The following is a 17,467-nucleotide window of genomic DNA, read 5'->3' as shown; positions in this document are numbered from 1 at the left end:
CCTGTTTTGTGGCGGTGACGAGTCGGTCGGTTCACTAGCCGCCGGAGGCGGCGCGGGCAACGCCTATGACATCTGTGTTGCAGCCGGGGTCAGGCGGGAAGCCCGATCAGCGCGATTTGCCGGCCGTAATCGGCCTCGCCGCGATGCGTTGCGCGGCGGAAGCTGAAGTAGGCCTCCGGGTTCGCGTATGTGTCCTCGCCAAGCAGTTCGACACGCCCGATGCCCGCCGCCGCGAGCCGTGCACCCACATAGGCTTCAAGGTCGAACTGGTGGTGCCCGGCGCGTCCATCGAGGAAAAAACGCTCGTTTTCCGGGTCCGCTTCGCAGAAGCGGCGGAAGAATCCCTCGTCGACCTCGTAGGATGCGCGCGCGATACAGGGGCCGACGGCTGCGGCGATCCGGTCGCGGCGTGCGCCGAGCTTTTCCATTGCTGCGACGACGGAATCGGTGACGCCGCCGAGCGCGCCCTTCCACCCGGCGTGCGCCGCGCCGACGACGCCCGCCTCACGGTCTGCGAGCAGCACGGGCGCGCAGTCTGCTGTGAGGATGCCGAGCAGCAGGCCCGGCGTTGCCGTTGCGAGCGCGTCGGCGTGCGGTCGGGCATCGTCCGGATACGGCGCGGTTACAGTGATGGTGTCCGGGCTGTGCACCTGATGCAGCGTCACGAGCTTCGCGCCCGGCAGCACGGCCTCGACCGCACGGCGGCGGTTTTCAGCGATGGCAGTGCGGTCGTCCTGCGACCCGAGCCCGACGTTGAGCCCCGCGACGATGCCTTCGGAAACGCCGCCCCGGCGCCCGAGGAAGCCGTGGGGGAGGCCATCGAGCGCGGCGGTATGAAGGACGGGAACGCTCATGGACGCAGCACCTTGCGATAGATGAAATCGTGATCGGCCTGCTCGCCCACCATGAAGCGGTGGTCGCCGACCTTCTCGAAACCGTAGTTCTCGTAGACCTTCTGCGCCCGGTAGTTTTCGGACCAGACGGTGAGGTACATATCCTGCCAGCCGCCCATGTTCGCCCATTCGAGCGCCCAGGCCATCATCGGCTGCGCGATGCCGCGCCCGTGCCACGCCTTCAGGATGTAAAGCTGGCGCAGTTCGCACTTGGTGCGGCCGTCGTCGTCCACGGGGAGGTAGGGCGGCCCGACCTTGCAATAGGCGACCATCCTCCCGTCGGCTTCGGCGATACGAAACGCGTAGGCCGGGTCCGCGAACTCCACTGGCATTCCCTCGGGGCCGAATACGGTGACGAGGAAGTGGTCGAGATCGTGCTTTGCGTAAAGGTGGCCGAACGTCTCGATGAACGTCTGGCGGCCGAGTTCGCAGAGCGCGGGAAGGTCGGCGGTGGTCGGTGTGCGGAATGTGATGTCGCTCATGCGCCGAACCCCGCAGGTTCGGGCCAACCCTTGTGTGTGAATGCAAGCACCTTGAACAGGCTCCCCATCGTCTGCGGCAGGGTGAGCCGCCGCATCGCGCCCGCTATAGCATGGCGCGCTTCCGGGTCGAGGCTGCGCGAGAGACGCTCGGCGCGCGCTTCGATGCCGAGCGCGACCAGGAAGGGGCCCTGGAGTGCAAGCGGCGAAACATGGACGCCTGCCGCGCGCGCCGCCTCGGCAAGGGCGGTGAAATCCACGTGGGCGGTGAGGTCATGCTCGCCGGGCGCTGCAAGCGGATCCGTCGGCGCGTGGGCGGCGAGGGCCTGCAGGGAATCGCCTTCCGCGGGGCCTTCGTAGCCGTAGTCGACAAGGAGCGCGCCGCCGCCGTCCGCTGCGATCCGGCTGGCGAGGGTGGCGGCGTATTCGGAGCGCGCGGGGGCGGTTTCGCGGATTGGGTCGCCTTCGGGGATGTAGACGAAGTTGTTCGCCGAGATGCCGATGCGGCGTTCCTGCCAGGCGCCGTCAAAGTAGACCTCTTGCCGGATGGGGAGGGCGTCGAAGAACTCGTTGGCGATGACGAGCAGCGGCGCGCCTTGCGGCACGTCCGCCAGATCGTTGTGCCACGCGGCGGACGGGACGCGCTGTGCCTGCGCGGCGCGGAGGGCGGGGCTCGTTTCCACGAAATGGACGCGGATCGCTTCAGCGAAAGCGGGGAGCGCGCGGGCGGCGCGGAGCAGGTCCGCCATCAGCGTGCCGCGCCCGGGGCCGAGCTCGACGAGGTTCACGCGGGCAGGCCGCCCGGCGCGGTCCCAGAGGTCCGCCATCCAGAGGCCGATGATCTCTCCGAACATCTGGCTGATTTCCGGCGCCGTGGTGAAGTCGCCGCCGCGCCCGAAGGGATCACGCCCTGCGTAATAGGCCGCAACGCATTCCGCCATGTAGCGGTCCACGCCGATCGGGCCGCGCGCTTCGATCTCGGCGGCGAGCTTCCTCCCCAGCGGGGTCATTTCGCGAGCGCGCGCTTTCCGGCGGTCGCGACGAAGTAGGCACCGGCCACGATCATCGTGGTGGAAAGCGTCTGCCCCATGGTGAGGCCCCAGGAGAGCGTGCCGAGCTGGGCATCGGGCTCGCGGAAATATTCGACGACGAAGCGGAACACGCCGTAGCCGAGCATGAACGTGCCGACGAGGAGACCGGGCTTGTAGCGCGCATCGGTTTTCCAGAAGAGATACCAGAGGATCGCGAACAGCACGATGCCTTCAAGCCCCGCCTCGTAAAGCTGGCTCGGGTGGCGCAGCACATCGCCGCCGGTGGGGAATTTCATCGCCCACGGCACGTCCGTGGCGCGGCCCCAAAGCTCTCCGTTGATGAAGTTGGCGATGCGCCCGAAGAACAGGCCGAACGGGATGGTGCAGGCGATGTAATCGTGGACGCGCAGCCAGCTCAGCTTCTGCTGCCATGTGTAGAGGAGGAGCGCGATCGAAACGCCCGCCGCGCCGCCGTGGAACGACATTCCGCCTTCCCAGAGCTTGAACACGTCGGAGACATGGCCTTCGGGACCAAAGAAGCGCGCGAAATCGTAAAACAGCACATAGCCGACGCGCCCGCCGAGGATGATGCCGAGCGTCACCCACGTGACGAGATCGTCGGCATGGCGGCGGGCCATCGGCGCACCGGGTTTCGCGAGCATCTTCAGCAGATACCACCACGCGACGATGATGCCGCCGATATAGGCGAGGCTGTACCACCGGATCGGCAGGCTCGTTTCGGTGAAGGGCAGGGGAATACGGAACCAGACCGGATCGATGCTGGGATAAGTAAGCGCGGCCTCGATTGCGAACATACGGCTGTCTGCCCTCAAAAACGACGGGATTGCCCCTGTGGACGCCGCGCACCATAGTGCCGGGAGAGCATAAGGCAATCGGATGCGGGGAGGGTTTTGGCCTATGGCCGAGCCGCTGGAAGCGTTTCGCGGCGAGACACGCGCGTGGCTGGAGGCGAACTGTCCCGCCGAGATGCGTGAACGGGTTCTGGAAGAAGCAGACGTCTGCTGGGGCGGGCGCAACGTCCGATTCAAGAACGATGCGCAGCGGCTCTGGCTGGAGCGCATGGCGGCGCGCGGCTGGACGGTGCCGGAATGGCCGAAGGACTATGGCGGCGGCGGACTTTCCGCCGAGGAAGCCAAGGTGCTTGCGGAAGAAATGCGCCGCATACACGCCCGTCCGCCGCTCAGCTCGTTCGGCATCTGGATGCTGGGGCCGGCATTGCTGAAATACGGCAATGAGGTGCAGAAAGCCGAGCATCTCCCGAAAATCGCGCGCGGCGAAATTCGCTGGTGCCAGGGCTATTCGGAACCGGGCGCAGGCTCCGATCTCGCTTCGCTGAAAACGAAGGCTGAAGACAAGGGCGATCACTGGCTGGTGAACGGCTCCAAGATCTGGACGAGCTATGCCGATCAGGCCGACTGGATCTTCTGCCTGGTCCGTACCGAGCCCGATGCCTCGAAGCATGAAGGGATCAGTTTCCTCCTGTTCGACATGGCGTCCGAGGGTGTCTCGACCTCGCCGATCAAGCTGATCAGCGGCTATTCGCCGTTCTGCCAGACCTTTTTCGATAACGTGCGCGTGCCGAAGGAAAACCTTGTCGGCGAGCGTGGCAAGGGCTGGTCGATCGCCAAGTATTTGCTCACCCACGAGCGCAGCTCGATCGGTGCCGATTTCGGCACGGGAGGCCGTGACACGGCGGCACAAATCGCCAAGAAGCGCGTCGGCACGCGCGCCGACGGTACGCTGGCGGACGAAGGGCTGCGCGTCGATCTCGCGCGGCATGACATGGATACGCTCTGCTTCGCGCTCACCATGGAGCGCGTGAAGGACGAGGCGAAGGCCGGGCAGGACATCGGACATTTGTCATCGATGCTGAAGCATGTGGGGTCGGAACTGAATAAGTCCAGACAGGAGCTTCTGATGAGCGTGTTCGGCAGCGACGGTCTGCTCTGGGATGGCGAGGGCGCGCACGACGGGGACATGGCGAAGGCGTGGCTGCGTTCGCGCGCCAATTCGATCGAGGGCGGCACGGCGGAAGTGCAGCTCGGCATCATCGCCAAGCGCGTGCTCGCGCTGCCCGATGCGTGAGGGGTGACGATGGCACTTGTTCTTACTGACGAACAGGCGATGATCCGAGAAGCCGCCGATGGCTTCTTCGCGACCGAAGCGCCCGTATCGGAACTCCGCCGTCTGCGCGATACGCAGGATGCGACAGGTTTTTCCGCCAACCTGTGGAAGAAGATGGCCGAGATGGGCTTCGCGGGCGTGCTCGTGCCCGAGGCGCATGGCGGCAGCGGGCTCGGCCTCGTCGCGGCGAACCTCATCCAGGAAGCCGTGGGACGGAACCTGTCGCTGTCGCCGTTCCTGTCGACCGCCGTGCTCGGCGCGACGGCGCTTGCCGGTGCGAACGAGGACCAGCAGGCCGCGCTGCTGCCGAAGCTCGCGGCGGGCGACCTGCTGCTGGCGCTGGCGAGTGACGAGGCTTCGCGCCATGCGCCGCACGTTGTCCGCACGCGCGCCGAGGCTGCGGGCAACGGCTTTCGCATCACCGGCACCAAGAGCTTCGTGCTGGACGGGCATATCGCCGACCGGCTGATCGTCGCAGCGCGGACGTCGGGTGAGGATGGGGACCGCGATGGCATCACCTTGTTCCTCGTCGATCCGAAGGCCGCGGGCGTTGCAGTAAAACGCACCACCATGGTTGATAGCCGCAACGCGGCCGATATCCGTTTCGACGGCGTACAGGTGGACGGCGCAGACGTGATCGGCATGGTCGGCGAAGGCGCGACGATTCTCGACCGCGTGCTCGATGCCGGACGCACCTGCCTTGCCGCCGAGATGGTGGGCGTTTCGGTGCAGAGCTTCTCGATGACGGTCGGCTACCTGAAAGAACGCGAGCAGTTCGGCCGCAAGATCGGCAGCTTCCAAGCGCTCCAGCACCGCGCCGCGCAGCTCTACTGCGAGATCGAGCTTGCGAAATCGGCGACGCTGAAGGCCGCGCAGGCGCTGGATGCCGGCGATAAGGATGCGCCGCTCTACGCAAGCCTTGCCAAGGCGAAGGCGGGCGCAGTGGCGCGGCTTGCGACGAATGAGGGCGTGCAGATGCATGGCGGCATCGGCATGACCGACGAATACGACATCGGCTTCTTCATGAAACGCGCCCGCGCCGCCGAAACCAGCTTCGGCGACCTGTCGTTTCATGGCGATCGTCTCGCCCGCATGTTAGGGTATTGAAATGCTAACCGAACTCGACAAGGCGCAGGACAAGGCTATCGCGGCGATCACGGCGCCGGGCACCCAGCTGGAGGTGATCGAGAAGACAGTGCGGGGTGTGCCGCTGAAGGTCTTCAAGAACGCGCCGCCGACGATGCGCGAATTCTTCCAGTTCTTCTTCAACCACAACGCCGCGCGCGAATTCCTCGTCTATGGCGAGGAGCGCCTGACCTTTGCCGAGGTTTATGCGAAGGCGCTGCGTATCGCCGCGGCGATGCAGCACCGCTACGGCATTTCCAAGGGGGATCGCGTGGCGATCGCCATGCGCAACTATCCTGAATGGATCATGGCCTACATCGGCCTTGTGCATCTGGGCGCCGTGGTCGTGCCGATGAATGCGTGGTGGCAGCCGGAAGAGCTTGCCTATGGGCTTGCGGACAGCGGCACGCGGCTGGTGATCGCAGACGAGGAACGGCTGCGCCGGCTCGGCGCCATCGAGGGCATGTCGGTGCCGGTGGTTGCCGTTCGTACCAGCCATGGTGTCGCGGCCGAGCATGGGGCGGACCTGCTCGACGATCTTCTTGAAAGCGGCCCGACGGATACGTGGTATCTGCCGCCGCTCGGGCCCGACGACGATGTCAGCATTCTCTACACGTCGGGCTCCACGGGCTTCCCGAAGGGCGCGGTGTCGACGCATCGCGGCGTCGTGCACGGCGCCTTCTCCTACCTGGTTCAGGGCCTTGCGCTGCTCAAGCTCTCTGAAGCCTCGGGCGCGTATGTGCCGCCGCAGCAGATCATGCTGCTCTCCGTGCCGCTGTTCCACGTCACCGGCCTCGTACCGCTGATGCTGGTTTCGATCGCGATCGGGCGCAAGTTCATCATGATGCACCGCTGGGACGCCGGAGAGGCCCTGCGGCTGATCGACAAGGAGAAGTGCACCTATTTCGTTGGCGTGCCCACGATGACGCACGAGATCATGTCGCATCCGGAACGCGACAAGTACGACATTTCGACGGTGACGGACTGGGCGGCGGGCGGAGCGCCGCGCCCGGCGGAGCACGTCGAGCGGCTGGCGAAGGCGATCCCGACGGGCAAGCCCGCGATCGGCTATGGCCTCACCGAAACGAACGGCGTGGGCGCCGGTATTCTCCGCGAGTCATATCTGGCGCGGCCCACTTCGACAGGGCGCGCCTCCAAGCCCGTCGTCGAGATCGCGATCCTTGATGACGACGGCAATGCGCTCGCGCCGCAGGCGGTGGGCGAGGTGTGTATTCGTTCGGCGGCGAACGTGCGCGGTTACTGGCGGCGGCCCAAAGAAACGGCGGACGCCTTCGACAAGGCGGGATGGTTCCACACCGGCGACGTGGGCTACCTCGACGAGGACGGCTTTCTGTTCATCGTGGACCGCAAGAAGGACATCATCATCCGAGGGGGTGAGAACATCAGCTGTCAGGAGGTCGAGGCAGCGATCTATGCGCATCCGGCGGTGATGGCGGCGAGCGTGTTCGGCCTTCCCGACGACCGGCTCGGCGAAATCGTGGGCGCCGTGGTATACCTGAAGCCGGGCGAGAAGGCGGAGCCGGAGGCGATCATCGATTTCGCGCGCCAGCACCTCGCGGCGTTCAAGGTGCCGGCGCGACTCTGGATTTCCGAGGAGCCGCTGCCGCGTCTGGGATCGGAGAAGATCGACAAGGTGAGCCTGCGCAAGATTTACCGCGAACGACATGTTGGGGAGGCGGCCTGAAGGGAGAGAGGTCATGGCGACGATGACGCAGGGCCAGGCGACGTTCCGACGGATGCAGGACGGGACGCTGGATGACTGGATGATCATCGCGCGCGAGCACATGGTGCACCAGAAGGCTGCTGCGCCGATGCAGACGATCGATACGCTGCGTCGGCTTGGTGACATGACGCTGGGGTTTGCGGCGGACCAGTTGACCCATTCGCTGATGACCGCGACGCTTGCGCGGCGTGCGGGGGCGGGCGACGAGGAGGTTGTCGCGGCGCTTTGCCATGACATCGGGAAGGTGATGTCGGTGCCGAACCACGGCCCGATCGCGGCGGAAATGCTGAAGCCGTATGTTTCGGAGACGATCTACCACGCGGTTTACTGGCACCAGCATTTTCAGGGGCAGTATTACTACAACCACCTCGGCAGGCCGACCGACCTTCGGATACAGTTCAAGGATGCGCCGTGGTACGATTTCGCCTGCCGTCTGGTGGATGAATGGGATGCACCCGCGTTCGATCCGGACTTCGATGTCGACAGCCTCGAAAGCTTCGAGCCCGAGGTGGTGAAGGTGTTTTCAAGTCCGCACACATTGATCTGAGACGCCGCATCGACAGGCTCTTTCGTCCGCGATAAACCGCAGGGATGGACGCCAAGACACCGCCGCCGGCCCGCCGCAAGCGGGAACTCCCCAAGCTGCCGCAGATTTCGCGCCGCAAGCTGCTGATCGGCATCGGCGCGGGCGCGGGGCTCGCGATCGGTTATGCCGTGTGGCCGCGCCGCGTGCCGCTGAACCTCGCCGTGCGCGAGGACGAGACGCTGGTGAACGCGTGGCTCAAGATCGGCGCGGATGGCCGTATCGTCGTCGCCGTGCCGCAGGCGGAAATGGGGCAGGGCGTCTACACGTCGCTGCCGCAGCTTCTGGCGCACGAACTCGGCGCGGACTGGAAGACGATCTCGGTGGAGCCCGCGCCGCTGCACCCGGTCTACGCCAATCGCGCGATGGCGGAGGGCATGGCGGCGGAAGCGCCGGGCTTCCTCCAAGGCATCGTGCGCTGGGCGGCGACAACGATGGTCGAACGCTATTCGCTGCAGCTGACCGGCGGTTCGACCTCGGTGATGGCCTATTGGGAGCCGCTGCGGACGGCGGGCGCGGCGGCACGCGCGCTGCTGTGCGCGGCGGGCGCAAAGCGGCTCGGCGTCGATGTGGCGGCGTGCGACACGGCGAACGGCTTCGTCGTCGCGCCGGGGAACAAGAAGATCGCATTCAAGGATCTGCTCGCCGACATCGATCCCGACGATGCTCCCGATGAGCCGGAATGGCGCAAGGACGGCACCGGGCCATTTCTGGGCCAGCCGATGCCACGCCTCGACACGCCCGCGAAGGTGGACGGCAGCGCGCAGTTCGGCGCGGATATCCGCCTGCCCGGCATGATCTACGCGGCGATCCGCGGCGTGCCGCACGGCACGAAGGAACTGACCGCGGCGCAGCTTCCGAAGACGGCCCGCAAGGGCGGCGTGATCGGGCTCGTTACCGGCCCGCGCTGGTACGCGGTGACGGGGGACACGTGGTGGGCGGCGCGGCAGGCACTCGACCTCGTCGATCCAGATTTCGAGCCCGGCGAGACGATGGCCGACAGCCTCGCGATCGAGGAAGCGCTCGACACCGCCCTCCACGGCGACGACGGCACGATCTTCGAATCGAGCGGCGACATCGACGACGGCCTCGCCGCCGGCAAGCGGATCGAGGCGGATTATTCGGTTCCGTTCCTTGCGCACGCCTGCATGGAGCCGATGACCGCGACCGCGCGCTTCGAGAACGGCAAGGTCGAGGTGTGGGTGCCGACACAGTCCGCGACGCTCGTCGTGTGGCGCGTTGCCGACGCGCTCGGGATCGCCGAGAATGACGTGACGGTGTTCCCGACGCTGCTCGGCGGCGGCTTCGGCCGCAAGGCCGAGGTGGATGCGGCTGTGCAGGCGGCGCTCATCGCGCGCGACGCGGGCCGCCCCGTGCAGCTCATCTGGCACCGCGAGGAAGACATGGCGCGCGACATGTACCGCCCGCCAGCCAAGGCGCGCCTGCGCGGCACGGTGAACGCCGACAAGCGGATCGGTGCGTTCGACATCAAGATCGCCGCGCCGAACCTCGCCGAGAGCTTCATGTCGCGCAACATCCCGGCGCTGGCGAGCGGCGGGGACAGCGCGGCGATGCTGGAGGGTGCGCTGGCGCTTCCCTATGCCGTGCCGGTGTTCCGCGCCGCGCATGTCGACGTGCCGACGCCGGTTCCGCTCGGCTACTGGCGCTCGGTGGGGCACAGCTACACGGCGTTCTTCTGCGAAAGCTTCGTCGACGAACTGGCGCACGCCGCCGCAGTCGATCCCTTCGAGTTCCGCCTGCGCATGATGGAAGACGGCTCCCGCGAGGCCGAAGTACTGAAGACCGCCGCGTCGCGCGGCGCGTTCTCGGCGGTGAGCGAGGATCACATCGGCCGCGGCATCGCCATCCACAAGAGTTTCGGCTCGCTCGTCGCCGAGGTCGTCGAGGTCGAGGCACCGAGCATCGAGCAGGTGACGGTGAAGCGCGTGACGTGTGTGATCGATTGCGGGCGCGCCGTGAACCCGGACATCATCAAGGCGCAGATGGAAAGCGCGATCATCTTCGGGCTCTCCGCAGCGCTGCACGGGCAGGTGCGCTTCACGGACGGCGAGGCGGAGCAGCTAAACTTCGATACGTATCCGCTGCTGAGGCTCGACGAGGCGCCCGAGATCGATGTGCACATCATCGAATCGGACGCGCCGCCGACCGGGGTCGGCGAGCCCGGTGTGCCGCCGCTCGCCCCCGCACTCGTCAACGCGATCTTCGCGGCGACGGGCGAGCGCCTGCGCGATCTGCCGCTTTACCGCTACTGATGCACCCGCAGGGCCATCCGCCGGTCGCCGATCCGAAGGTCGGCGTGCTCCTTGTCAACCTCGGCTCGCCGGACGCGCCGGAGGCGGCGGCGGTGAAGCGCTACCTGAAGGAGTTCCTGTCGGATTCGCGCGTGGTCGAGATTCCCGCGCTTCTCTGGCAGCCGATCCTGCGCGGCATCATTCTCAACACGCGCCCGGCGAAAAGCGCGGCGCTCTACGCTTCGATCTGGGATCGCGACCGGGGCGATTCGCCGCTCCGCGTCATCACGGCCGACCAGGCTGCGGCACTGCAGGCGGCGCTTCCCGACGTCGCCGTGGATTTCGCCATGCGCTACGGCAATCCTTCGATCCCGGACCGGCTCGCCGCGCTGAAGGCCGCAGGCTGCACGCGCATCCTCGTGATGCCGCTCTATCCACAATATTCGGCGGCAACGACGGCGACCGTCGTCGACAAGGTGGGCGAAAGCCTGAAGGCGATGCGCTGGCAGCCTGCGCTGCGCTTCCTGCCGCCCTATCACGACGACCCGCTCTATATCGCCGCGCTTGCAGAGGATGCGCGCACGGCGCTCGCGGCGCTCGATTTCACGCCCGACGTTGTTGTCGCGTCATTCCACGGTATGCCGGAGCGTACGCTTAAACTCGGTGATCCCTATCACTGTCAGGCGCAGAAAACGGCGCGGCTGCTCCGCGAGGCGCTGGGGCGTGACGAGACGGGTTTCCGCACTGCGTTCCAGTCGCGGTTCGGCAAGGCCGAGTGGCTGAAGCCGTATCTCGACAAGACTCTTGAGGCGCTGCCCGGAGAGGGCGCTCGCAAGGTTGCCGTGATCGCGCCGGGGTTCAGTGCCGACTGCCTCGAAACGCTGGAAGAAATCGCGATTCAGGGGCGTGAGGCGTTCCTTCACGCCGGCGGCACACACTTCGCCTATCTGCGCTGTCTCAATGCAGGTGATGCCGGAATGCAGATGCTGAGAGGACTTGCTGCGCGCGAACTTGCCGGTTGGCGCGAATCGGGTCATTGATTGCAACAGAATTGAAAAAAGTGAGCAGTACCGGCCAATTGTACTTGGGAGGAGAGTCATCATGGGTCGCGTAGCTATCGTTACCGGCGGATCGCGTGGCATCGGCGAGGCGATCAGCCTCGAACTCCAGAAAATGGGCATGAAGGTTGCCGCGAACTATGCGGGCAACGACGAGAAGGCGCGCGAGTTCACCGCGCGAACCGGCATCCCGACATACAAGTGGGACGTCGGGGATTTCGAAGCGTGCCAGGAGGGCGTGCGCAAGGTGGAAGCCGATCTCGGCCCGGTCGACGTCCTCGTCAACAACGCTGGCATCACGCGCGACGGCACGCTTACGAAAATGGACCGCAAGAGCTGGCAGGAGGTGATCGATGTGAACCTCGGCGGCTGCTTCAACATGGCGAAGGCCGTGTTCGACAGCATGCGGTCGCGCGGCTATGGGCGCATCGTCAACATCGGATCGATCAACGGGCAGGGCGGCCAGTACGGGCAGGTGAACTATGCTGCCGCCAAGTCGGGCATCCATGGCTTCACCAAGGCGCTGGCGCAGGAAGGCGCGCGCTTCGGCATCACCGTGAACGCGCTTGCGCCGGGATATATCGACACGGACATGGTGGCGGCGGTGCCGGAAGCCGTGCTTGAGAAGATCGTCGCCAAGATTCCTGTCGGCAGGCTCGGCAAGGCGAGCGAGATCGCGCGCGGCGTCGGCTTCCTCTGCGCCGAGGATGCGGGCTTCGTCACCGGATCGACGCTGTCGATCAACGGCGGCCAGCACATGTATTGAGGTATGTCGGGGCTCATCAAGCGCTCGGTGACGATCGCCGGGCATCGGACCTCGGTGAGCCTCGAACCCGTGTTCTGGGATGCGCTCGTCGCGGCGGCGGACGCCGAGGGGCGTTCCGTCAACGCGATTGTCGCCGAGATCGACGAGGCGCGGACCACGAACCTTTCAAGCGCGATCCGGGTGTGGCTGTTCGAAAGACGGTCTAGAGCCTGTCCTGATCAGTTTGAGGCATCGTGATTGCGTTTCCGTGTTCGTCCGGCAAGCCGCGCGACGCCGTCCGGCGGGCGCGGTAAGGCGGGCCGCGAAGCGGCGGACGGAAAAGGGCGCATGGGGGCGTCGCTCGTCGGTCACGATGCTTCTGCATCGCTCCCTCCTCGCTCCTACCCATGCGCCCTTTTCCGCTCCGTCACGACGCCTCAAACTGATCAGGACAGGCTCTAGTCTTCAAGCCAGGTGACGTGGCCCATCTTGCGGCCGGGCTTCACCTCGCTCTTGCCGTAGAGGTGCAGGTGCGCGCGCGGGTCCGCAAGGATCGCGGCCCAGTCGTTCGCATCCTCGCCGATCAGATTTTTCATGCGCACGGCGCGCGCGCTGAGGCCGATTTCGCCAAGCGGTAGCCCGCAGATGGCGCGGATGTGGTTTTCGAACTGGCTGGTGTGCGCGCCCTCGATCGTCCAGTGCCCGCTGTTGTGGACGCGCGGGGCCATTTCGTTGAACACCGGCCCATCCGCGCAGGCGAAGAATTCGAGCGTGATGAGCCCGACATAAGAGAGCGCGTCCGCGACCTTGCGCGCCATCGCGGCGGCTTCCTCTATGTGGGCGGCGGGCACGGCGCGTGCCGGCACTTCGGACAGCGCGAGGATGCCGTCTTCATGCGTGTTGCGCGGCGCCGGGTAGACGACGCTGCTGCCATCCTCGGCGCGGGCGAGGAGGATTGAGAATTCGGCGTCGAAGCTCACGAACCCTTCGTAGACCGAGGGGTTTTCGCCGATATCGGCCCACGCTGCATCAAGGGACGTATCGGCGTGGATGCGGACCTGGCCCTTGCCGTCGTAGCCGAAACGGCGCGTTTTCAGGATGCCGGGGGTGCCGATCTCGTGCACGGCCGTTTCAAGCTCGGAGCGTGAGGAGACGGCACGGTACGGCGCGACGCGGCCGCCGAGGCCGGTGAAGAAGTCCTTCTCGGCAAGCCGGTCCTGCGCGATGCGCAGCGCGCGCGCGCCGGGGCGCGTCGGCACACGGGATTCGAGGAATTCGAGGCTCGCGGCGTCGACATTCTCGAACTCGACCGTCACGACATCGACCGCAGCGGCGAAGGCTTCGAGCGCGGCATGATCGGTGTAGGCCGCGCGGGTGACGGCCGCGGAAACGTCGCCGGCGGGAAGTTCGGCCTCAGGCGCGAAGATGTGGACGCGGTAGCCCATGCTTGCCGCCGCCATCGCGAGCATACGGCCAAGCTGGCCGCCGCCAAGAACGCCTATCGTGGAACCGGGTGCGATCATTCGGGCTTTTCGGCGACCGCCTCGGTCTGCTTTGCGCGCCACTGGACCAGCCGTTCGTGAACATCGCCGTCGTGCGTGCCGAGGATAGCGGCGGCGAGCAGCGCGGCGTTTATGGCGCCGGGCTTGCCGATGGCGAGCGTGCCGACGGGGATGCCGCCGGGCATCTGTACGATGGACAGCAGGCTGTCCATGCCCTTCAGCGCCTTCGATTCGACCGGAACGCCGAGCACGGGGAGCGCTGTCATCGATGCGGTCATACCGGGCAGGTGGGCCGCGCCGCCGGCGCCCGCGATGATCACCTTGAGGCCCCGAGCGGCCGCGCCATGCGCGTAGCCATACAGCCGGTCCGGCGTCCGGTGTGCTGAAACGATGCGCGTTTCATGTGGAATTTCAAGCGCTTCGAGCGTTTCCGCCGCATGGCGCATGGTTTCCCAATCGGACTGGCTGCCCATGATGATGCCGACCACCGGCTGTGTTTCCGACATGCCTTCCCGCGCGTCCTTCCCCGAAAGCGGCGCAACCTACTTTCGGCTCGCCTCGCTGTCTATGTTCACCTTACGCACATTATTTTATGCGCAGAATGCCGATCGTGGCCGAAAACCCGGCTGGGAGAACTGGATGACGCGGATCGATGAAGGCGGACGCGCCGCGCGTGCCTATGGGCGCGTGCAGACTCGTGCTGCGCTTGCATCGGTGCCGGCGGTTGCCGAGGTGCCGGCCGGTATTCCCGAGGCTGAACCTGCAAGCGCCATCGCCCAGGTTACGGCGGCGGCGCTGCCGGAGCATCTGCGGGACGCTTTCGTTGCGCTGCTGGCGGAAACCGAGGAATTGCGCCGGACGCTTGCGGTCGCACGGCGGCGCATAGAGGAGCTGGAGCGGCTGGTCGAAGCCGACGAGCTGACCCCGGTCGCCAATCGGCGCGGGCTGATCCGCGACCTTGCCCGCACGCTTGCGGAGGTGGGTCGGCACGGGGTTCGCGCGGCGCTGATCTTCATCGACGTCGATAAGCTGAAAGCCGTCAACGACCGCTACGGCCACCTCGCGGGGGATGCCGCGCTTGTACATATCGGCGAGACGCTGCAGGCGAAACTGCGCGAATCCGATACGGTGGCCCGTCTTGGCGGCGATGAGTTCGCGGTGATCCTGCGCCATGTCGATGCCGAGCAGGCACAGGCGAAGATGGAGCAGATCGTGGCGGCCGTCGCGGCGACGCCGGTGCGTGTGCGTGGCGAAAGCTTCACGATCACGATCTCGGCAGGCCTTCATGTGCTGTCGCCGGGTGAGACCGTGGAGGGCGTGCTGCGGTTCGCGGACAGTGCGATGTACGCGCACAAGGCCGACAAGGGCGGGGCAACCCGATCAGACTAATCGGAAGTCTTCATTTTTATTATTGCGAACGAGTTGCAATAAAGGGTTCGTGAAAAGGAGCCCTGAGATGTCTCGCGATCTTGCCAAGACCGGCACCTATCTGATGCTGCACCTGACGATCGGGTTCACGGTCGCGTACCTGCTGACCGGGTCGGTCGCCGTCGCCGGTGGCATCGCACTCATCGAACCGATGGTGAACGCTGTCGCTTTCTTTTTCCACGAGAAGGCGTGGGCGGCCGCGGCCTGAATTACCCCTTGAAGAAAAAGCGTTCGCATCGCCCTGCGGAAGGCGCGTTCCGATGGAAATGTAACCTCCGCGCGCTATAAGCGGCGGCATGTCCGATGATGTTCAGGATAAGGATCTGGTTCCTGCGCCGCGCGAGGCGTTGGAAGACAACCGGCTGACGGGCGCATTCGTCGATGAAGTGACGGAAGCGCTCGCCGCCGGCGATACCGCGCGCGTGCAGGAACTCGCCGAGCCGCTGCATCCCGCCGACATCGCCGACCTTATCGAACAGGTGGAGCCGGGCGAGCGCCAGCCGCTCGCCGCCGCGCTCGGCGACGTGCTCGACGCGGACGTGATCTCGGAAATGAACGAGGTCGTGCGCGAACAGTTGATCGACGTGCTCGATGCCGGGCAGGTTGCGGACGTCGTCACGCAGATGGAGACCGACGACGCGGTCGCCATTCTCGAGGACATGGACGAGGAGGACCAGGCCGAGGTCCTCCGCTCGCTCCCCGCCGACGAACGCGCCGCCATCGAAGAGGCGCTGAGCTACCCGGAAGAGTCCGCCGGACGCCTGATGCAGCGCGATCTGATCGCGGTGCCGGAATATTGGACCGTGGGTCAGGTCATCGATTTCCTGCGGCAGGCGGGCGACGATGTGACCAGCGACTTCTGGGAAATCTTCGTCGTCGATCCGTCGCACAAGCCTGTCGGCACGATGCGGCTCTCTCTGGTGCTGCGCTCGCCGCGCAACGTGCTCGTCACAGATGTGATGAAGGGAGAGCAGACGCTGATCCCGGTCGATATGGACCAGGAAGAGGTGGCGCTGCGCTTCCAGAAGTACGCGCTGATTTCGGCGGCGGTTGTCGACGCCTCCGGGCGCCTCGTCGGTGTCGTCACCGTCGACGATGTCGTGCATATCATCCAGGAAGAGGCCGACGAGGACATTTTCCGCCTCGCTGGTGGCGGCGACGACGGCAATATCAACGAAAGCGTCTTCGACAGCTATCGCAGCCGCGTGCGCTGGCTCGTCGCGAACCTCGGAACCGCGCTCGTCGCGTCGGGCATCATCGGGTTGTTCGAGGCGACGATTGCGCAGATGGTGACGCTGGCGGCGCTGATGCCGATCGTCGCGGGTGTCGGCGGCAATGCGGGCACACAGACGCTGGCGGTAACGGTGCGCGCGCTGGCGACGGACCAGCTCACCGAAACCAACACCGGGCGCGCCATTCTGCGCGAAATCCGTATCGCCCTGCTGAACGGTGCAACGGTTGCCGTGCTGATTGGTCTCGGGGCGACGCTCGTCTTCTCCAATCCCGCGCTCGGCGGGGTTATCGCCGTGGCTATGCTCGCCAATATCGTCATCGCGGGTCTTGCGGGCGTTTTCGTGCCGCTCACGCTCTACCGGCTGGATGTCGACCCGGCCGTAGGCTCTTCTGTATTCGTAACGATGATCACGGATTCGATGGGGTTCTTCGTCTTCCTCGGCCTCGCCGCGGCGACAGGGCTTACGGGTTAGGCGGGTGACGGCGGAAGTCATTCTCGTCGACGACGAGCGGCTTGTTGCCAAACTCTATGGCCGCGCGGTGGAAGCGGCGGGCTATCAGGCGACGCTGTTCGGCGATGCCGAATCGGCATTCAAGCATATCGCGCAGCAGGCGCCCTCACTGCTCGTCACCGATCTCAACATGCCCGGCCTTTCGGGCTATGCGCTTGCCGAACGGATCATGGAGCGGGGCCTCAAGCACTTTCCCATCATCCTGATGAGCGCCGACGATACCGCCGAGCTGATCAAGGCGGGCGTGGCTTCGGGCATCGACGATTTCCTCGTGAAGGGCGTGAGCTTCGGCCGGTTTCGCGCGAGGCTCGATCACTGGATGAAGGGGCCGTTCCATGGGCTGCCCGCACACGTCCGCGTCGCGGCGCGTGAGAGCCTGGCGCGGAGCGGAACGCCGGAAACCCCGATTTCCCACCTGCACGGTTCGCTCGATCGCATCACGGGACGCGCCGCCGTGACGGTGGAGGATCTTCTGGACGCGGTGGGCGGCGAATACGGACGTTCGGCAGCCGAGGCGCTGCGGCTTCTGGGCGTTATCGACGGCGTGCTCGCGCTCCTCGCCCGCTCGAACGGGCTCGCGCAGCTACGACGGCTCGAAGCGATGGCGGGGGTCGTCGACAGGCTCGGCGACCCATGGCAGGGGCGCCTTCGTCCCTACATTGATCGGTTCGAGAGCATCGCTCAAGACGCCACCTTCCGGCACGCCGCGCAGTCGCTCAGACTCCGCTAGCGCAGGT

At 65.9% G+C, this 17,467-nt stretch carries 18 protein-coding genes; 12 read left to right on the top strand and 6 right to left on the bottom strand.

The window, feature by feature from the left end; translation table 11 throughout:
- Positions 1-89 precede the first annotated feature (89 nt).
- The 4 genes from pgeF to lgt are packed head-to-tail and all read right to left on the bottom strand — an operon-like array spanning position 90 to position 3,218.
- Positions 90-854 (bottom strand): peptidoglycan editing factor PgeF, encoded by a 765-nt coding sequence (pgeF, locus tag ACE3TJ_RS05225; RefSeq protein ID WP_374594552.1) that lies wholly within the window; start codon positions 852-854, stop codon positions 90-92.
- Entirely contained in the window at positions 851-1,375 is a 525-nt protein-coding gene (locus ACE3TJ_RS05220; RefSeq protein WP_374594550.1) for an N-acetyltransferase family protein, read from the bottom strand. The genes pgeF and ACE3TJ_RS05220 overlap by 4 nt, the downstream gene beginning before the upstream one ends.
- Entirely contained in the window at positions 1,372-2,382 is a 1,011-nt protein-coding gene (locus tag ACE3TJ_RS05215) for a class I SAM-dependent methyltransferase (RefSeq protein WP_374594548.1), read from the bottom strand. Before ACE3TJ_RS05215 ends, ACE3TJ_RS05220 begins: the two co-directional genes overlap by 4 nt.
- A complete protein-coding gene (lgt, locus tag ACE3TJ_RS05210; protein ID WP_121052038.1) occupies positions 2,379-3,218 on the bottom strand; it encodes a prolipoprotein diacylglyceryl transferase in 840 nt (279 codons plus the stop codon). The genes ACE3TJ_RS05215 and lgt overlap by 4 nt, the downstream gene beginning before the upstream one ends.
- A 103-nt stretch (positions 3,219-3,321) precedes the next feature.
- On the opposite strand from lgt, the gene ACE3TJ_RS05205 reads away from it, so the two are divergent.
- The 8 genes from ACE3TJ_RS05205 to ACE3TJ_RS05170 all read left to right on the top strand — a co-directional run bounded on the left by ACE3TJ_RS05205 (position 3,322) and on the right by ACE3TJ_RS05170 (position 12,313).
- Positions 3,322-4,509: an acyl-CoA dehydrogenase family protein gene (locus ACE3TJ_RS05205; RefSeq protein ID WP_374594545.1), complete on the top strand. Its 1,188-nt coding sequence runs from the start codon at positions 3,322-3,324 to the stop codon at positions 4,507-4,509.
- 9 nt (positions 4,510-4,518) lie between these two features.
- Positions 4,519-5,655: an acyl-CoA dehydrogenase family protein gene (locus tag ACE3TJ_RS05200; RefSeq protein ID WP_374594542.1), complete on the top strand. Its 1,137-nt coding sequence runs from the start codon at positions 4,519-4,521 to the stop codon at positions 5,653-5,655.
- A 1-nt stretch (position 5,656) separates the two neighbouring features.
- Positions 5,657-7,378 carry a class I adenylate-forming enzyme family protein gene (locus ACE3TJ_RS05195; RefSeq protein ID WP_374594540.1) on the top strand — a complete coding sequence of 574 codons (1,722 nt, stop codon included), beginning with the start codon at positions 5,657-5,659 and terminating at the stop codon, positions 7,376-7,378.
- A gap of 13 nt (positions 7,379-7,391) precedes the next feature.
- Positions 7,392-7,964 (top strand): HD domain-containing protein, encoded by a 573-nt coding sequence (locus ACE3TJ_RS05190; RefSeq protein ID WP_374594538.1) that lies wholly within the window; start codon positions 7,392-7,394, stop codon positions 7,962-7,964.
- A gap of 44 nt (positions 7,965-8,008) precedes the next feature.
- Positions 8,009-10,273, top strand: coding sequence for a molybdopterin cofactor-binding domain-containing protein (locus ACE3TJ_RS05185; RefSeq protein WP_374594536.1), 2,265 nt, complete (start codon positions 8,009-8,011; stop codon positions 10,271-10,273).
- Complete coding sequence (gene hemH, locus ACE3TJ_RS05180; RefSeq protein ID WP_374594534.1) at positions 10,273-11,292, top strand: ferrochelatase; 1,020 nt, start codon at positions 10,273-10,275, stop codon at positions 11,290-11,292. The genes ACE3TJ_RS05185 and hemH overlap by 1 nt, the downstream gene beginning before the upstream one ends.
- A gap of 61 nt (positions 11,293-11,353) precedes the next feature.
- A complete protein-coding gene (phbB, locus tag ACE3TJ_RS05175; RefSeq protein WP_374594532.1) occupies positions 11,354-12,076 on the top strand; it encodes an acetoacetyl-CoA reductase in 723 nt (240 codons plus the stop codon).
- A 3-nt stretch (positions 12,077-12,079) separates the two neighbouring features.
- Positions 12,080-12,313, top strand: a complete 234-nt coding sequence (locus ACE3TJ_RS05170) for a ribbon-helix-helix domain-containing protein (RefSeq protein ID WP_374594530.1) — start codon at positions 12,080-12,082, stop codon at positions 12,311-12,313.
- A gap of 200 nt (positions 12,314-12,513) precedes the next feature.
- On the opposite strand, the gene ACE3TJ_RS05165 is transcribed toward ACE3TJ_RS05170, so the two are convergent.
- Both ACE3TJ_RS05165 and purE read right to left on the bottom strand, forming a co-directional pair.
- On the bottom strand, positions 12,514-13,578 hold the full coding sequence (locus tag ACE3TJ_RS05165) for a 5-(carboxyamino)imidazole ribonucleotide synthase (protein WP_374594528.1): 1,065 nt from the start codon (positions 13,576-13,578) through the stop codon (positions 12,514-12,516).
- Positions 13,575-14,063, bottom strand: a complete 489-nt coding sequence (purE, locus tag ACE3TJ_RS05160) for a 5-(carboxyamino)imidazole ribonucleotide mutase (RefSeq protein ID WP_374594526.1) — start codon at positions 14,061-14,063, stop codon at positions 13,575-13,577. Before purE ends, ACE3TJ_RS05165 begins: the two co-directional genes overlap by 4 nt.
- A gap of 133 nt (positions 14,064-14,196) precedes the next feature.
- On the opposite strand from purE, the gene ACE3TJ_RS05155 reads away from it, so the two are divergent.
- The 4 genes from ACE3TJ_RS05155 (at position 14,197) to ACE3TJ_RS05140 (ending at position 17,460) form a co-directional block, all read left to right on the top strand.
- The gene (locus ACE3TJ_RS05155) at positions 14,197-14,946 is read left to right on the top strand and encodes a GGDEF domain-containing protein (protein ID WP_374594524.1); all 750 of its coding nucleotides are present in this window, start codon (positions 14,197-14,199) and stop codon (positions 14,944-14,946) included.
- A 67-nt stretch (positions 14,947-15,013) separates the two neighbouring features.
- Complete coding sequence (locus ACE3TJ_RS05150; RefSeq protein WP_374594522.1) at positions 15,014-15,193, top strand: DUF2061 domain-containing protein; 180 nt, start codon at positions 15,014-15,016, stop codon at positions 15,191-15,193.
- Positions 15,194-15,281: 88 nt separating this feature from the next.
- Positions 15,282-16,691 (top strand): magnesium transporter, encoded by a 1,410-nt coding sequence (mgtE, locus tag ACE3TJ_RS05145; protein ID WP_374594520.1) that lies wholly within the window; start codon positions 15,282-15,284, stop codon positions 16,689-16,691.
- Positions 16,692-16,695: 4 nt separating this feature from the next.
- On the top strand, positions 16,696-17,460 hold the full coding sequence (locus ACE3TJ_RS05140; protein ID WP_374594518.1) for a response regulator: 765 nt from the start codon (positions 16,696-16,698) through the stop codon (positions 17,458-17,460).
- Positions 17,461-17,467: the final 7 nt, after the last annotated feature.

The organism is Sphingosinicella sp., from assembly GCF_041916975.1.
Lineage (GTDB): Bacteria > Pseudomonadota > Alphaproteobacteria > Sphingomonadales > Sphingomonadaceae > Sphingosinicella.
Note: the sequence above shows the minus strand (reverse complement) of the source record. Positions and strands in the feature narration are given on the sequence as shown.

Bases quoted from the DNA above. Each gene is read 5' to 3' on its own strand.
- ACE3TJ_RS05150 (WP_374594522.1), top strand. From the start codon at position 15,014: ATGTCTCGCGATCTTGCCAAGACCGGCACCTATCTGATGCTGCACCTG.
- ACE3TJ_RS05155 (WP_374594524.1), top strand. From the start codon at position 14,197: ATGACGCGGATCGATGAAGGCGGACGCGCCGCGCGTGCCTATGGGCGC.
- ACE3TJ_RS05200 (WP_374594542.1), top strand. From the start codon at position 4,519: ATGGCACTTGTTCTTACTGACGAACAGGCGATGATCCGAGAAGCCGCC.
- purE (WP_374594526.1), bottom strand. From the start codon at position 14,063: ATGTCGGAAACACAGCCGGTGGTCGGCATCATCATGGGCAGCCAGTCC.
- phbB (WP_374594532.1), top strand. From the start codon at position 11,354: ATGGGTCGCGTAGCTATCGTTACCGGCGGATCGCGTGGCATCGGCGAG.
- lgt (WP_121052038.1), bottom strand. From the start codon at position 3,218: ATGTTCGCAATCGAGGCCGCGCTTACTTATCCCAGCATCGATCCGGTC.
- pgeF (WP_374594552.1), bottom strand. From the start codon at position 854: ATGAGCGTTCCCGTCCTTCATACCGCCGCGCTCGATGGCCTCCCCCAC.
- mgtE (WP_374594520.1), top strand. From the start codon at position 15,282: ATGTCCGATGATGTTCAGGATAAGGATCTGGTTCCTGCGCCGCGCGAG.
- hemH (WP_374594534.1), top strand. From the start codon at position 10,273: ATGCACCCGCAGGGCCATCCGCCGGTCGCCGATCCGAAGGTCGGCGTG.
- ACE3TJ_RS05205 (WP_374594545.1), top strand. From the start codon at position 3,322: ATGGCCGAGCCGCTGGAAGCGTTTCGCGGCGAGACACGCGCGTGGCTG.
- ACE3TJ_RS05190 (WP_374594538.1), top strand. From the start codon at position 7,392: ATGGCGACGATGACGCAGGGCCAGGCGACGTTCCGACGGATGCAGGAC.
- ACE3TJ_RS05195 (WP_374594540.1), top strand. From the start codon at position 5,657: ATGCTAACCGAACTCGACAAGGCGCAGGACAAGGCTATCGCGGCGATC.
- ACE3TJ_RS05170 (WP_374594530.1), top strand. From the start codon at position 12,080: ATGTCGGGGCTCATCAAGCGCTCGGTGACGATCGCCGGGCATCGGACC.
- ACE3TJ_RS05185 (WP_374594536.1), top strand. From the start codon at position 8,009: ATGGACGCCAAGACACCGCCGCCGGCCCGCCGCAAGCGGGAACTCCCC.
- ACE3TJ_RS05165 (WP_374594528.1), bottom strand. From the start codon at position 13,578: ATGATCGCACCCGGTTCCACGATAGGCGTTCTTGGCGGCGGCCAGCTT.
- ACE3TJ_RS05215 (WP_374594548.1), bottom strand. From the start codon at position 2,382: ATGACCCCGCTGGGGAGGAAGCTCGCCGCCGAGATCGAAGCGCGCGGC.
- ACE3TJ_RS05220 (WP_374594550.1), bottom strand. From the start codon at position 1,375: ATGAGCGACATCACATTCCGCACACCGACCACCGCCGACCTTCCCGCG.